10 protein-coding genes are annotated in these 15,868 nt (G+C 34.7%); 4 read left to right on the top strand and 6 right to left on the bottom strand.

The features are described 5' to 3' along the window. Positions 1-3: 3 nt before the first annotated feature. The 4 genes from KHA98_RS02415 to KHA98_RS02400 are packed head-to-tail and all read right to left on the bottom strand — an operon-like array spanning position 4 to position 3,339. A complete protein-coding gene (locus tag KHA98_RS02415; protein ID WP_213254897.1) occupies positions 4-630 on the bottom strand; it encodes a hypothetical protein in 627 nt (208 codons plus the stop codon). Continuing rightward, entirely contained in the window at positions 614-1,579 is a 966-nt protein-coding gene (locus KHA98_RS02410) for a hypothetical protein (protein ID WP_213254895.1), read from the bottom strand. Before KHA98_RS02410 ends, KHA98_RS02415 begins: the two co-directional genes overlap by 17 nt. 38 nt (positions 1,580-1,617) lie before the next feature. Then, the gene (locus tag KHA98_RS02405; protein ID WP_213254893.1) at positions 1,618-2,577 is read right to left on the bottom strand and encodes an energy transducer TonB; all 960 of its coding nucleotides are present in this window, start codon (positions 2,575-2,577) and stop codon (positions 1,618-1,620) included. A gap of 6 nt (positions 2,578-2,583) precedes the next feature. Beyond that, positions 2,584-3,339, bottom strand: coding sequence for a hypothetical protein (locus tag KHA98_RS02400; RefSeq protein WP_213254891.1), 756 nt, complete (start codon positions 3,337-3,339; stop codon positions 2,584-2,586). A 60-nt stretch (positions 3,340-3,399) separates the two neighbouring features. On the opposite strand from KHA98_RS02400, the gene KHA98_RS02395 reads away from it, so the two are divergent. From KHA98_RS02395 to pbpC, 4 genes are all read left to right on the top strand, one after another. Next, positions 3,400-3,843, top strand: a complete 444-nt coding sequence (locus tag KHA98_RS02395; RefSeq protein ID WP_213254889.1) for a nucleoside deaminase — start codon at positions 3,400-3,402, stop codon at positions 3,841-3,843. A 21-nt stretch (positions 3,844-3,864) separates the two neighbouring features. Beyond that, on the top strand, positions 3,865-4,497 hold the full coding sequence (locus KHA98_RS02390) for a hypothetical protein (RefSeq protein WP_213254887.1): 633 nt from the start codon (positions 3,865-3,867) through the stop codon (positions 4,495-4,497). Positions 4,498-4,672: 175 nt separating this feature from the next. Then, entirely contained in the window at positions 4,673-10,351 is a 5,679-nt protein-coding gene (locus KHA98_RS02385; protein ID WP_213254885.1) for an alpha-2-macroglobulin family protein, read from the top strand. 477 nt (positions 10,352-10,828) lie between these two features. Beyond that, positions 10,829-13,204, top strand: a complete 2,376-nt coding sequence (gene pbpC / locus KHA98_RS02380) for a penicillin-binding protein 1C (RefSeq protein ID WP_213254883.1) — start codon at positions 10,829-10,831, stop codon at positions 13,202-13,204. A gap of 6 nt (positions 13,205-13,210) precedes the next feature. Here pbpC and KHA98_RS02375 read toward each other — a convergent pair whose 3' ends face one another. Next, positions 13,211-13,924 carry a hypothetical protein gene (locus tag KHA98_RS02375; protein WP_213254881.1) on the bottom strand — a complete coding sequence of 238 codons (714 nt, stop codon included), beginning with the start codon at positions 13,922-13,924 and terminating at the stop codon, positions 13,211-13,213. A 173-nt stretch (positions 13,925-14,097) separates the two neighbouring features. Next, positions 14,098-15,642: an Rne/Rng family ribonuclease gene (locus KHA98_RS02370; RefSeq protein WP_213254879.1), complete on the bottom strand. Its 1,545-nt coding sequence runs from the start codon at positions 15,640-15,642 to the stop codon at positions 14,098-14,100. Between the last annotated feature and the right edge of the window lie 226 nt (positions 15,643-15,868).

The raw sequence follows: 15,868 nt of genomic DNA, 5'->3' as shown, positions 1-15,868 counted from the left end.
GTCTTATTTCAATAAAATAGGTACAGAATATTGCATCCTGATTTTTTTTCCGTTCGATTCACCCGGCTGCCATTTTGGGCATAAACTTAAAACTCTGATTATTTCTTTTTCCAGAGGTTCTTCAACTGCTGGAGAACATTCAAGAAATGAAACAGAGCCATTTTTTTCTACCGCAAATGCAAGAGTGAAATTAAGTTTCCAATAATTTACGCTTTCGGGCTTTTTATATTCTTTCATAAAAAAACTATGAAATTGATCAATGCCGCCCGGGAATTCTGCATTAAGATTTGAAGGGGCTTTTACAACTACTGATGAGTTCTCTTTTTTTGCCTTATCGGCTTTTGAAGTTTTAGTTTCGCTTACTTCTTTATTTACAATTGGTATTGGTTTTTCTAATTTAAGCTGTTCCACTTTTGGTGAATCTGGCGGTGGTTGATCTGTTTTTTTCGTGCTTATTGTACTTTTCTCTGAAACACCAGATTTTGTTGTTAAAGTATCGCGGGGAACTTCAGTATTTTTAACTTCTTTATTTTGACAACTGAAAAAAGTTATTCCGACAATTAAATACAGTACTGGCAAAAACAGTTTGTAATACTTTGTCTGAGCAGTTACTTTATGATTTATCTTCATTTTCAAGGAATATTGGAAAGCTGTATTTTGTTCTTGTCTTTTTGCCGTTTTGTTCACTTGGAATCCATCTAGGAGACAGTTTTAAAACACGTGTTATTTCTGATTTTAATTGAGAATCGATATTTTTTGGAAATTCAATTGATGTTAAAGCCCCATCTTTTTCTATGACAAATGAAACAAGAATACGATCTTTTGAATTCTCAACTTTTTCAGGCCTTTTAAATTCCTGAGCAAAAAACGCATAGAAAGCGTTAATTCCATTTGGATAATCTGCTTTTGTTTCGATTGCAGCTCCGGTGACATAAATATCCTCCTCTTTTACAATAGAATCTTGTACAATCGTTTTTCTGCCATTTATTTTTGATGAAGATTTATGATTGCGATAGGTTGTTTTTTCACAATTTGTTGAAGCCACATTAAATTTTAATTTATTCTTTTTTGTTTTATTGACTGAGTTTGTCTGATTTTCTAAAATCACTTCGCCAGTTGTCCTTTGTGTACTTTTTTTATGGTAATCTTGATTGTCTTGTTTTAGTGGAGGGGCTGGTGGTGGTGGAATTTGTTTTGCATTTTCATTCTGTTTTGAATCCTCAACGACTTCGATTGTATCAATTTTTTGTTTGTTTCCGTCTTTATCCTGACAGCTAAACAAAGTTGTTCCCATAGCAATGAATAAGGCAAGCAAAAACATTTTATGATAATGTGTTTGAGAATATAAAACCCGATTTGGAATTTGAATATTTATAGTATTCAATTGCGATTTTTTAAATCTGCCACAAATTTTTTCATTTCTATTTTGAATGAAATAATGCTGAATTTCCTCAGGAAGCATTTTTGTAAAATCAATAACCGTTTTAGAACAGCTCAGACAAAAACGGCCATTTTCTTTTGGCGTCATTTTATCCCAGTTTTCGTGACAAGGTTCAGGAATGGTTATTTTGAATTCCATATTTTGTATTTATAAGAATGCTTTCAGAAATATAAAGACTATAATGTTTTATTGTTTTCATAATCGTCTTTAGTTTTGATCACTTTGACAGAAGTAATTTTTGAAAATTTTCTTTTTCGTTTTTTACTATTGAGAGTATCTAAATCGAGTTTAATAAAAAGATCATAATTAGTTCTGACTTTTCTCCCGCTTATTTCACCTGGGGTCCATTTAATAGATTTTTGTAAAATTCTGGACGCTTCTTCTCCGGTTTCGTAACCAGGACTTTCAAGAGTTTTTATTTCATTTAAAGTTCCGTTTTTTTCAATTACGAAAGACATTTTTATTTCTCCGGTCGATTTTTTTAACTCCTTTGGAATTTTATAATCATTTCTAAAAAGATTATAAAAGACTTCAATTCCTCCTGGATAATCGGGCAAAACATCGATGCCAGCCACTCCATAAACAGTATTATCTTCGTAAATTTCCCTGGTAACAGTTTCAGTTGTACATTGTGTTTTGTCAAGGAAAAGATCTTTTTTTGTTTTGTTTAATGAGTATTTAGCCTGTTTATTTGGGTTAGATTTTGGTTTGTCAACTATTTCTTTTTTATGATTTGATGTAGAATCTATTAGATTGTTTTTTCTAGTTCCTGAATCTTCAACAACTTCGATTTTATCAATTTTTTGTTTGTTTCCGTCTTTATCCTGACAGCTAAACAAAGTTGTTCCCATAGCAATAAACAAAGCTAGTAAGAACATTTTATGATAATTGGTTTGCGAATATAAAATTCGATCCGGAATTTGAATTGTTATGGAATCCAATTGTGATTTTCTAAACTTTCCGCAAATTTTTTCATCCTTATTTTGAATGAAATAATGCTGAATTTCTTCGGGAAGCATAGCAGTAAAATCAATAACCGTTTTAGAACAGCTCAGACAAAAACGTCCATTATCTTTTGCCGTCATTTTGTCCCAGCTTTCGTGGCAAGGTTCAGGAATGGTTATTTTATATTTCATTCTTTATTACTTAAATGGAATCTGTAAAGTGTAAGTTGATCGAACAATTCGATTTTTTAGTTTGCCGGGAATCCAATTTGGAGCTTTTTCCAGAATGCTTATAATATCTTTATCACTTGCTGAAGTAGTATTTTTAAGGATATTAAAATTGCTTAGAGTTCCATCACCTTCCACTACAAATAAAACCGATATTTCTCCTTTATCAAGATCAGTGCATTTTTTATTAAAATAGGAATTGAATTTTTTCATTCCTTTTTTTGGAACAGGCGTAACGTCTAAATCATTTGAATTATAGATAATTCCATAATGTCCGGATCCGTACTGAGATTGTTCTTCGACTTTAAGTGGGTCCGTACGCATGACCATAATTCCAGTAGTAGCCCGTTGTTCTGGCTCGAAATCTTCTACAACTTCAACTGTATCAATTTTTTGTTTATTTCCGTCCTTATCCTGACAGCTAAACAATGTTGTTCCCATAGCTATAAAAAGTGCTAATAAAAACATTTTTCGATAGTGGGTTTGTTTGTATAATATTTGATACGGAATCTGAATATTGATCTGATTTAATTGGTCGTTTTTAAATCTTCCGCAGATATTTTTATTTGAAATAAAATACTGCTGAATTTCCTCAGGAAGCATTGTAGTAAAATCAACAACCGTTTTTGTACAGCTCAGACAAAATCTTCCATTGTCTTTTGGCGTCATTTTGTCCCAGTTTTCGTGGCAAGGTTCCGGAATGGTTATTTTAAGATTTCTTTCCATATTCAAATTTCAGAATTTAAATGTAATAAAAATAATGTGTAAAGTTTTACTTTTGCAATTATGATAAATCCTTTCACCGACGAATATTTTATGAAAAAAGCTTTACAGGAAGCTGAAATGGCTTTTGATAAAGGCGAAATTCCCGTAGGAGCTATTATTGTAGTAGCTGACAAAGTAATTGCAAGAAGTCATAACCTGACAGAATTGTTAAACGATGTTACGGCTCATGCCGAAATGCAATCTATAACCGCAGCGGCAAATTTTCTGGGAGGAAAATATTTAAAAGATTGTACACTTTATGTAACGCTCGAACCTTGTCAGATGTGCGCAGGAGCTTTGTATTGGAGTCAGATTTCTAAAGTCGTTTTTGGAGCACGCGACGAACAACGCGGATTTCTGAATATGGGAACAAAACTGCATCCTAAAACTACAGTTGTTTCTGGTGTAATGGCCAATGAAGCTGCCGATTTAATGAAACGTTTTTTTCAGGAAAGACGTAAATAAGAGGACAAATCTTTAGAAACTATGACCGATTTTACAATAATAAAAAAGCTGTTTCATATTACAGAATCTGCAGGTTTTACAAATGAAGAAATTCAGACAGTTAAAAATATTTTCGTAGTACTTCCACAGGTTTTTGTTGACTATTACAATCAATTAGGAAAGCATCAGGATCTAAATCACACACAGGATTCATTGGTTGTACCCGAAAGATTTCAGTACTATCAAAATAATGACTATTTGATTTTTTATACAGAAAACCAGCATGCTTGTGTTTGGGGAATTCACAAAGATGATTTGTCGAGTAATAATCCGCCTGTATATATGAGCTATGATAAAGAAAAATGGGAACTTGAAGCCGAAACTTTATTAGAGTTTTTTACTGCAATGGCTTTCCTTCAGTCGGGATTTGCGCTTAACTTCCAGAGCGAATGTTTTTATGAATTTGAGCAGGAAGAGATCCAAGTAATTGTTGAAAAATTTAAAGACAAAAAAGTGTCTTTTAAGCAATGGACAGACGGAATTAAATTCTATGGTAATTACGATGATGATGTTATTATGGTCATGAATAATAATCAGATTTTTTATGCTTCAAATACCGAAAACCACTTTATTGAGATGAACAAAATCTTATCAGAGTTAGGCACAGCGCTTTAAAACTGATTTAGAACTTCAACAAAAGTTAAATAATATATTATTAGAGAATTTTCTTCTTAAAGCAATCAGAAAAAAGTATACTTTTATGGTAAATTAAGATTCTCTTGTCACTATTCTGATTTTGAATAGCTGCTCATGGAAATTTTAGTTCTTAACCATTTAACTCTACGTAAAAGTGAAAGCAAAAGGATTAGTTCTCGTATTTTTTGTGTTTTTTATTTTTCAATCTTGTGGCCGAAAATCAGCTGCAGATTTCAACTCCGACTTTTCATTATTTAAAGATTACATTACCAGTTTTACGGGCGGAATCGTTTCTTCAGATTCTGATATTCGTGTGGTTTTGGCCTTTAATAAAAACGATTGGAAACCCAATCAGGAATTAGACGATGATTTGTTTGATATTTCGCCAAGCGTAAGCGGAAAAGTAATAGCACTTTCGACCAATACAATTGCTTTTATTCCGGAGAAAAAACTAAAACCGGGAACAGAATATCAGGTTACTTTAAACTTAGATAAACTAACTGCTATTCCAAAAGAAAAGGAAAAAGAATTGTCTAAATTCAACTTTACTGTGAAAACAGTTAAGCAGGATTTTACCATAAATACAGGCGATATACAATCGTACAGCAAAGAATATCAATACTTAAACTGTGTTTTAAAAACCGCAGATAATATTGATATTGAAACTGCCAGAAAATTGGTTGAAGCCAAACACAACGGAAAAGATCTTAAAATTAAATTTGAGCAAAACTCGGGTACAGGTAAAGAATTCCGTTTTGTAATTGACAGTATTCAACGCCAGTCTGAAGCATCAAATCTGGAAATTATTTATGATGGAAGTGATTTTGATATTGAACAAAAAGGACAAATCGATTTTCCGATTACAAGCATCAACGAGTTTAAAATCATAAAAGTTGAAGTTCCGGATGGAAACAATCAGTCCGTCTTAATTAATTTCTCAGAACCTTTAGAGAAAGGACAGGATTTTAAAGGATTAGTATCCATTCAAAATACCAATAATCTGAAATTTTCGACACAAGGAAATTTACTAAAAGTATATTTTACAAATCAGAATGCGCCTAAAAAAGAAGAGCCAATAGTTGTAGAAGAACCTGCAACTGTTACTGTAGATTCTGCCGCTGTTGCCGTAGATTCATCGGCTGTTGTAGTAGATTCTGCCGCAGCTGTCTCAGATGATATCGTTGAAGTTGTTCCAGATGAAGAGCCGGAACAAGTAGTAACTGGCGAATTGTTGCTGGAAGTTTTTCAGGGAATTGAAAGCCAATACGGCAAAAAACTAGAAGCAAATTACTCGGAGAAAATTTCTTTTGATCAGATAAAACCAAGCGTTCGTTTCGTTAAAAACGGAACGATTCTGCCAAGTTCAAACAATCTAAAACTAAACTTTGAAGCAGTAAACCTGAGCGCTGTAGATGTAAAAGTATATAAAATATACAAAAACAACATTCTTCAGTTTTTACAATATAATGAATTAAATGGAGCTCAGAACCTTAAGAAAGTCGCGCAGCCCATTGCCAAAACGACATTAAATTTAAGAGAAAGCACACTTGTAAATCTCACAAAATGGAATACGTATGCTTTGGATTTATCTAAAATTATCAAGCCGGAGCCAGGAGCGATTTACAGAGTAGAATTTGAGTATAAAAAGAAATACTCACTCTATAAATGCGAAACATCAGAAGGAAACGATGATGAAGCCGAGGAAGAAGAAGTGGATGAAAATGATGTAAATTACAGCGGAAACTCTTATGACGATTATTACTATGATGATTATGAATGGAGAGAAAGCCAGGATCCTTGCACGGGATCGTATTATTATAATGCTAAAATCGCAACCAATATTTTAGCTTCAGATTTGGGCGTTATTGCCAAAAGAGGAGAAAACAAATCGTATTTATTTGCAGTAAACAATATCGTTACCACAGAGCCGGTTTCAAATGCAAGAGTAGATTTGTATAACTTTCAACAACAAAAAATAAGTACGCAGGCAACAAGCAGTGAGGGAATTGCATCTTTTCAGTTGGATAAATTTGCCTATTTTGCCATAGTAACGTTAGGAGATCAGTCTACTTATGTGAAACTAGATGACGGACTTTCGTTATCTGTCAGTAATTTTGATGTTGCCGGCGAAACTTTGCAAAAAGGTTTAAAAGGCTTTATTTACGGTGAAAGAGGTGTTTGGCGTCCGGGAGATAATTTGTATTTGTCTTTTATTTTGAATGATGCAGCAAACAAATTACCAAAATCACATCCAATTAAATTCAGATTAAACGATCCGAATGGAAAAACAGTTTATCAGACCGTTCAGAAAACAAACGATCTGAATCATTATGCCTTTATCGTACCAACAAATCAGGATGCACCAACAGGAAACTGGGAAGCAATGGTAAGCGTTGGAGGCGCAAAATTCTATAAAAGCATCAAGATTGAAACTATTAAACCAAATCGTTTAAAAATTAAAAATACATTTAGCAGAAAAACACTTTCTTCTTCTTACCCAAACACAGATAATCTGGAAGTGACCTGGCTTCATGGGGCAATTGCTAAGAATCTGAATGTAGAAATGCAGGCGAAGTTTTCGCAGCAAACCACAACTTTTAAAGGATACGAAAAATATACTTTTGATGATTTGGTTCGTCAGTTCAGTACAGAAGAAATCAATGTATTCTCCGGAAAATTAAATGAAAACGGAAAAGCATCGGTAAATATTCAGCCAAGATTACAAGGTCAGGCGCCGGGAATGCTTCGTGCTTCCTTCATTACAAAAGTATATGAAGAAGGCGGAGACTTTAGTACAGACGTTATGTCTACAACTTATTCTCCATATAAAACCTATGTAGGGATTAAATCGCCGGAACTGAACAAGTATAATATGCTTGAAACCAGAGCAAACAATCGTTTTGATATTGTGACTGTAGATGAAAACGGAAGACCAAAAGCAGTACGAAATCTGGAAGTAAAAGTATTTAAAGTAGACTGGCGCTGGTGGTGGGATTCTTCCAGCGATAATTTGTCGAACTATAATTCATCAAATGCAACTACATCTTATAAAACGTATGTAATCAATACAGATTCAAACGGAAAAGGAAGTATCCAATTCTCATTAACAGATGAAGAATGGGGACGTTATCTAATTCGTGTTGCCGATGAGGAAGATGGACACGCAACTGCTTTAACGGTAAATATTGATTGGCCAATCTGGTCTGGTAAAACCCGTAACAGAGATGCTTCTACAGCAAATATGTTAGTTTTTTCTACCGATAAGAAAAACTATGCAGTGGGAGAAAAAGCGCAAATATCTTTCCCTTCAAGTGAAGGCGGACGTGCGCTGATTTCTATAGAAAACGGATCTCGTGTAGTACAGACTATTTGGGCGGAAACTAAAAACGGAGAAACAAAAGTAGAAGTTCCGATTACCGGAGCAATGGCGCCAAATGTATATTTTAATATTACATTACTACAACCGCATGCTTCAACTAAAAACGATTCGCCAATTCGTATGTACGGAATTGTTCCGATTGAAGTGGTTGATAAAAATACAATTCTTGCGCCAACACTTTCAATGCCGGATGTATTAAAACCGGAACAAGCTTTTACAGTAAAAGTGGGTGAAAAGTCAGGAAAAGAAATGACGTATACGATTGCTGTTGTCGATGAAGGATTGTTGGATTTAACTCGTTTTAAAACGCCAAATGCATGGGATAGTTTTTATGTTCGTGAAGCTTTGGGCGTAAAAACCTGGGATGTTTATGATGATGTAATTGGAGCTTATGGTGGAAAAATAAACCAGATTTTCAGTATTGGTGGAGATCAGGATTTAGGCGGTGGAAAAGCGAAGAAAGCAAACCGTTTTAAACCTGTCGTATTGTATTACGGACCATTTAAACTAGGAAAAGGAGAAACGAAATCACATCAATTAAAATTGCCAAAATATATTGGTTCAGTTCGTACAATGGTTGTGGCGGGAGATGCGGCGACAAGCGCTTACGGAAGTGTAGAAAAAGCAACTCCGGTTAAGAGTCCATTAATGGTTTTAGCTTCGTTACCAAGAAAAATTTCGCCATCAGAAAAAGTAACACTTCCTATAACGGTTTTTGCAACTGAAAATAAAATTAAAAATGTTTCCATTCAGGTAAAAACCAGCAATGGACTGAAAGTAATGGGAAGCGCGGTTCAAAGATTGAATTTTGCACAGCCGGATGAAAAGATGGCCTATTTTAATCTGGTTGTAGGAGCTGCAACCGGAATTGCAAAAGTTCAGGTTATAGCGACTTCCGGAACTGAGAAATCAGTTTATGATGTTGAAATTGATATGACGAACCCAAATCCGGTTACGAGTACTTTTACCGACGTTGTTTTATCTCCAAATAGTTCAAAAACCATTTCATGGAAAACATTTGGTGTTGCAGGAAGTAACAAAGCAAGATTAGAAGTTTCGTCAATGCCATCTATGAACCTGAATGGCAGAATGCAATTTTTAATTCAGTATCCGCATGGTTGCGTAGAGCAAACCACTTCATCTGTATTTCCACAATTGTATCTGGGAGATGTTGCCGATATTGATGCTGTTCGCAAAGGATTAATTCAAAAGAACGTAACAGCCGGCATTGCTAGACTAGGAAATTTCCAATTATCAAATGGCGGAATGCCTTACTGGCAGGGAAATACAATTGCAGACGATTGGGGAACTTCTTACGCAGGACATTTCCTGATTGAAGCCGAGAAAAAAGGATATGTCTTACCAATAAACTTCAAATCAAAATGGTTGGGCTATCAGCAAAAAGAAGCCAAGCAATGGCGTTTTGAGCCTAAATATGGAAATGATTTGGCGCAGGCGTATCGTTTGTATACTTTGGCTTTAGCCGGAAGTGCAGATTTGTCGTCAATGAACAGATTAAGAGAAACAAAAGGTATTTCGAATGAAAGTATGCTTCGTTTAGCTGCTGCTTATGTGTTGGCGGGACAAAAATCTGCCGGACAAAGTTTATTTTTGAAAACGAGTATTGATGGCAGTTCAGATGGCTATAGTTATTACTATTATGGTTCAGACGAGAGAAATCGTGCAATGGCTTTAGAAACCATGATTCTTTTAGGTCAAAAGCAAAAATCATTTACAACAGCAGCGAAATTAGCTAAAGAAATGTCTGCGAATGAATGGATGAGTACGCAGACTACCGCTTATTGCTTGTATGCAATGTCGAAATTTGCGATAAGCAACGGACCAAAAGGAATTAATATTCAATTTAGTAAAAACGGAAAAGGCGAGACGATCAACACAAGTAAATCTGTTGCAGATCGCAGTTTGTCTGTTGCTTCCGGAACGAATAGTATTACGCTGAAAAACAACAAAGCCAATACGGTTTATGTTCGTGTATTGAATACGGGAATATTGCCAATCGGACAAGAAAATGCGGTTCAGAGTGATGTTACGGCTTCTATTGTTTTCAAAAATAGAAAAGGAAGTGTAATCAATGTTTCAAAAATCAGTCAGGGAACGGAATTTGTTGCCGAGGTTACGATTAAAAACCAAAGAGGAGAAAGTATTCAAAACGTTGCGTTATCGCAGATTCTGCCTTCAGGATTCGAAATTGTAAACACCCGTTTCACCGATTACGGAGACGCAGTAAACAACATTGCTGATTATATTGATATCCGTGACGACAGAACGAATTTCTATTTCGGAATGAAAGCAAGAGAAACTAAAGTGTTCAGAATCTTGCTAAACGCATCCTATTTAGGAAATTATTATCTTCCGGGATTACAATGCGAGGCGATGTATGATAATACATTCTTAGCCAGAACAAAAGGATTCTGGGTTGAGGTTGTGAAGTAATATTTATGGATCACGGATTTTACGGATTGAACGGGTTTGCACGGATTTTTTTAAATTCCTCTGTGTTAATCCGTAAAATCTGTGGCAAAAAAACTTTGCGATAAAGGTTTTCCGCAGATTTAGCAGATCAAGCAGATAAAATAAATCTGTAAAATCTGCGCAATCTGCGAGATAAAAAACTTTGTGAATTATGCGCTTTGTATATGCATTTTGAGCCGAAGTTATGAAATAATGCTAAAGACCACGGATTGTACGGATTGAACAGATTTATGCAGATTACATTAAAAAAAACCGTGCTAACCCGTTTAATCCGTACAATCCGCGAGCAAAAAAAACTTTGCGATAAAGGTTTCCCGCAGATTTTGCAGATCAAGCAGATAAAATAGAATCTGCCCAATCTGCTAAATCTGCGAGAGAAAAAATCTTTGCGAACTTAGCGTATAACTTAGCGTCTTTGCGGTTAAAAAAAAATAAGTATTGAAAAATAAAATAAAAGCGTTCCTTCAACGCATTATAAACTGGATAAAAAAGAATAAGATAAAATCAGCAATTGCATTTCTGCTTTTGCTGATTTACTATTTTTCGATACCCCGAACTTTATTCAAAGAACCTTATTCAACCGTTATAGAAAGTAAAGAAGGAGAACTGCTTGGAGCCAAAATCGCAAGAGACGGACAATGGCGTTTTCCGGCACAAGACAGCGTTCCGGACAAATTCAAAAAATGCATTGTTTATTTTGAAGACGAATACTTCTACAAACATCCAGGCTTTAATCCTGGAGCGATGGTGAATGCATTTAAACAAAACAGAAAAGCAGGAAAAGTAGTCAGAGGAGGAAGTACGCTTACACAACAAGTTATCCGATTATCTAGAAAAGGAAAAAACAGAACCTATTTCGAAAAAATAATAGAAATTATTCTAGCCACAAGATTAGAATTAGGGTATTCTAAAAACGAAATTCTCGAGATGTATGCGGCACATGCACCATTTGGAGGAAATGTGGTGGGACTTGAAATGGCTTCATGGCGTTATTTTGGTGTTCAGTCCAATCAATTATCGTGGGCGGAGAATGCAGTTTTGGCGGTTTTGCCCAATGCGCCAAGTTTAATTTATCCGGGAAAAAATCAAATAAAACTTTTAAATAAACGAAACCGACTTTTGTTAAAATTGCATCAGGAAGGCATAATCGACAAGCAGACATACGAACTTTCTATCGAAGAACCATTGCCTCAAAAACCGTATGATCTGCCACAAATCGCTCCGCATTTACTTCAGAGAGTAGCTAAAAACGAGGAAGGAACAAGAGTAAAAACCACAATTGATTACGCACTGCAAAACAGAGTAAATCAAATTGCGCGATATTATTACAATCAATACAAACAGAATGAAGTTCATAATCTGGCAATTTTAGTTATTGATGTTCAGAACAGAAATGTAATCAGTTATGTCGGGAATTCTCCGGCAGATGCAGACCATCAAAAAGATGTAGATATTATTGATGCACCACGAAGTACCGGAAGTATATTAAAACCGCTTTTGTACAGCGCCATGCTTGATGATGGTGAGTTGCTGCCAAATACGTTGGTTGCTGATATTCCGACGCAGATTTCAGGTTATACTCCGCAGAATTTTAATTTGACGTTTGATGGGGCAGTTCCGGCACAGCGTGCTTTGTCGAGATCATTAAATATTCCGGCAGTTTTAATGCTTCAGGAATTTGGAGTGAATAAGTTTTATGAAGAATTACAGAAATTCAAACTTAAGAACATCAATAAAACACCCGATCATTACGGTCTTTCACTTATTTTAGGCGGTGCCGAAAGTAATTTGTGGGATTTATGCCGAACATATGCTAATCTTTCCTCTACGGTAAATTATTACACTAAAAACAATAGTAAATACCGAACCAATGAATTTACGGAACTGAATTACAAAAATGATTTTAAACCCGATTTTGGTTCAGAAACCGATCAGAAGAATATTTTGGGAGCTGGATCAATTTGGTTGACGTACAACGCGATGGAAGAAGTCAACAGACCTGAAGGAGATGAAGCATGGAAATTTTATGACAGTTCGCTTAAAATTGCCTGGAAAACCGGAACAAGTTTCGGAAACAGGGATGCGTGGGCAATTGGAACAAATTCAAGATATGTGGTTGGAATATGGGTTGGAAATGCAACAGGAGAAGGGCGCCCGACATTAACCGGAGTTACAAGTGCTGCGCCAATTTTGTTTGATGTTTTTAATTTATTACCAAGACAAAGATGGTTTGAAACGCCTTATAAAGATTTAGCAGAAGTTGAGGTTTGCCGATTAAGCGGTTATCTGGCAAAAGATAATTGTCCGAAAACAAAACAATGGGTTTCTAAGAAAGGGAAATCTACAGTCGTTTGTCCGTACCATAAAACGATTCATTTAGATAAAACAGAACAATTTCAGGTTAATAGCAGTTGTGAAAATGTAGAGAATATTGTAACCAAAAACTGGTTTGTATTGCCTCCTGTAATGGCATGGTATTACAAAAGTCAGCATATCGAATATTTGCCTTTGCCACCTTTTAAAGAAGGTTGCGAGGGAACGCAAACCACAACGATGGATTTTATTTATCCGAAGGCAAATAGTAAAATCTACTTGACAAAAGATTTCAATAGTAATGTTCAGCCTGTAATTCTAAAAGTAGCTTATTCTGAAAGAGATAAAGAATTGTTCTGGTATGTTGATAATGTGTACAAAGCAACCACAAAAACCTTTCATGAATTGCCAATAACGCCAACAACCGGAATACACTACATTACAGTTGTTGATGCTGCAGGAAATGAAATTAGAAGAAAAGTTGAAATTGTGAGAGAATAAAACAGCTTACATCATTTTCAATTGCCCAAAAGCTTTTTTATTCTTTGAAATGCGAAAAGTAAGTGAAGTCGTAAAGCTTTTATAGACTGGAATATTTTCGTTTGTGTATGGGAAAGAATAGCCTAAGCCTAAATCAATTGCGTTCAGAAAAGTAAAACCGCCTAATACATATGCGTTTTTATGAGAACTTCCTGTTTTGAAAAATAATAGTTCTCTGTTATAGGATAAATGAAGGTCAGGCAGCCCGTAATAATTTCCGTTATAACTATTTGTAATTCCAAAACCAGCTCCTATAAATAGTTTGTTTTTATTTTGACAGTCAAGACAAAACTCTAGTCCACCAGTCAACAGACTTTTGTTGGCTATTTTGTAATCAATGTAAAAAATCGGTAATTTAGATTCAGGGATTTTAAATCCTGCATTCTTTTTTCTATAATTAAAATTGCTTGCATCGACCATTTGCCCTTCTGCATTAAACCATTCAGCTTTGCCAAATAAGTATTTAGAATCAAAGTCACTTGAATAGCCTTGAAATTGCAGTTGATTATTTTTCAGATAATAATCTTTAATTACAAAAAGAGAATCGACGTTTTCTATTTTGTAGCCAACAGCTTTTTTTGTTTTTATTTTTTGAGGTTTAATTCGGTAATATGTAGCATTTTCTTTAGTTATTATTTTCCAGTTTTTGTCAAAAAAGATCGTATCATTTTGAGCTGACATTTTTGAATGGAATAAAAACGAAAAAAAAGTATAAACTAAAACTTTGAAAGTTAGCTTGAAGATATTAAAAGACATTATAACATAATTTAGCCTGTAAAAGTAAGAAAAATAATATTTTTAGCTGTCGTTTAGAAACAAAAAAACCGCCAATCTTTCGAGAGGCGGTTTTGTTTTTATTCTGAAATAACATTTCCTTTTTTATCATAGAAATGGTATTCTAAGTACGTGTAAGCGTCACGAGGTATGATTTTCACCCATTTCTTATGTTCAAAAAACCATTTTGAACGTAATGATGGAAAACCTTTGCTGAGGTATGCAGCCACAAACGGATGTGTGTTAAGCACAACTTTATTGTGGGTTTTTAAAAGTCTTTCTAAATCGGAGGTGATCTTATCAATAATTAAAATTGGCGCTTCAATTTCGCCATTTTCTTTGTTAGGATCTTCTTCTCTGGTTTTAATATTAACTTCTGGTCTTACGCGCTGTCTTGTAATTTGGACCAAACCAAATTTACTCGGCGGTAATATTTTATGTTTTGCTTTATCGTCGCTCATTTCTTCTCGCAAGAAGTCGAACAGGACTTTCCTGTTTTCAGGATTAGACATATCGATAAAATCAACTACGATTATTCCGCCCATATCTCGAAGACGTAGTTGTCTTGCGATTTCTGCTGCGGCAATCATATTCACTTCCATGGCGGTATCTTCCTGGTTGGTTGCTTTGTTTGAACGGTTTCCGCTGTTTACGTCTATAACGTGAAGAGCTTCTGTATGTTCAATGATAAGATAAGCACCTTTACTCATGGAAACAGTTCTGCCAAAAGAAGTTTTGATTTGTCTCTCTATATTGTATTTCTCGAAAATGGGAGTATCATTTGATTGATAAAACTTAACAATCGATTGTTTTGAAGGTGCAATTTCTTGCAGATATTCCTTCGTTTGATGGTACAACTCTTCGTCATCTATTTGAATACCACTAAAGGTATCATTAAATACATCTCTTAATATTGAAGAAGCTCTGTTAAGCTCTCCTAATACTTTTGATGGATGATGAGCAGTTGGTAATTTTTTACACATTGCAGTCCATCTGCCAAGCAGGTTCTGCAAATCTTTTTCTAATTCGGCTACGTTTTTGCCTTCGGCTACTGTACGAACAATAACACCAAATCCTTTAGGTTTGATCGATAGAACAAGTTTTTTTAGACGATCCTTTTCTTTTTTGTCTTCTATTTTTTGAGAAATAGAAACACGATCAGAAAAAGGAACTAGAACGATAAATCTTCCAGCCAATGAAAGCTCAGCACTTATTCTTGGGCCTTTGGTAGATATAGGTTCTTTAACTACTTGAACTAAAACAGATTGATTGGCACTTAAAATATCAGTAATGATGCCATCTTTGTCAATCTCTTTTTCAAACTGAAAGGTTTTTAGGGAGAAATCTTTTAATTTACCTGCGCTTACAAGTTTTATGAATTTCAGTTGGGAAGCTAAGTTTGGACCCAAATCGTGATAATGTAAAAAGGCATCTTTTTCAAAGCCTACGTTTACAAAAGCAGCATTAAGTCCTGCAACTGGTTTTCTGATTTTGGCAATAAAAATATCACCAACCTGAAAGTTGCTTTTCTCTTCTTCTTTGTGTAATTCAATTAGTTTTCCATCTTTTAATAAGGCAAAATCTACGGCTTCAGAACTAGATCTAATGATTAATTCTTTATTCACACTGTAAATTTTTATCTGTTTTTTCAGAAAATAGAATTAAGAGAAAAGAATATAGATTACAAAGAACCTAAAATCTGAAATCTAAAATCTAAAATCTTATCTACAGATGGATTAAACAATTTTTTTAACAGGTATTAACCCGGAGAAAAGAAGATTAATAGAGAATAGAGTAGAGAAAATAGATTTTGTCTATATTCTTTTTTCTTTTCTCTCTTCAGTCTTTTTT

This window comes from Flavobacterium branchiicola (assembly GCF_018383905.1).
Classification (GTDB): Bacteria; Bacteroidota; Bacteroidia; order Flavobacteriales; family Flavobacteriaceae; genus Flavobacterium; species Flavobacterium branchiicola.
The sequence above is the reverse complement of the archived record's forward strand: the minus strand, read 5'-3'. Positions and strand labels throughout refer to the sequence as shown.

Bases quoted from the DNA above. Each gene is read 5' to 3' on its own strand.
- KHA98_RS02400 (WP_213254891.1), bottom strand. From the start codon at position 3,339: ATGGAAAGAAATCTTAAAATAACCATTCCGGAACCTTGCCACGAAAAC.
- KHA98_RS02375 (WP_213254881.1), bottom strand. From the start codon at position 13,924: ATGTCAGCTCAAAATGATACGATCTTTTTTGACAAAAACTGGAAAATA.
- KHA98_RS02390 (WP_213254887.1), top strand. From the start codon at position 3,865: ATGACCGATTTTACAATAATAAAAAAGCTGTTTCATATTACAGAATCT.
- KHA98_RS02405 (WP_213254893.1), bottom strand. From the start codon at position 2,577: ATGAAATATAAAATAACCATTCCTGAACCTTGCCACGAAAGCTGGGAC.
- KHA98_RS02415 (WP_213254897.1), bottom strand. From the start codon at position 630: ATGAAGATAAATCATAAAGTAACTGCTCAGACAAAGTATTACAAACTG.
- KHA98_RS02410 (WP_213254895.1), bottom strand. From the start codon at position 1,579: ATGGAATTCAAAATAACCATTCCTGAACCTTGTCACGAAAACTGGGAT.
- KHA98_RS02395 (WP_213254889.1), top strand. From the start codon at position 3,400: ATGATAAATCCTTTCACCGACGAATATTTTATGAAAAAAGCTTTACAG.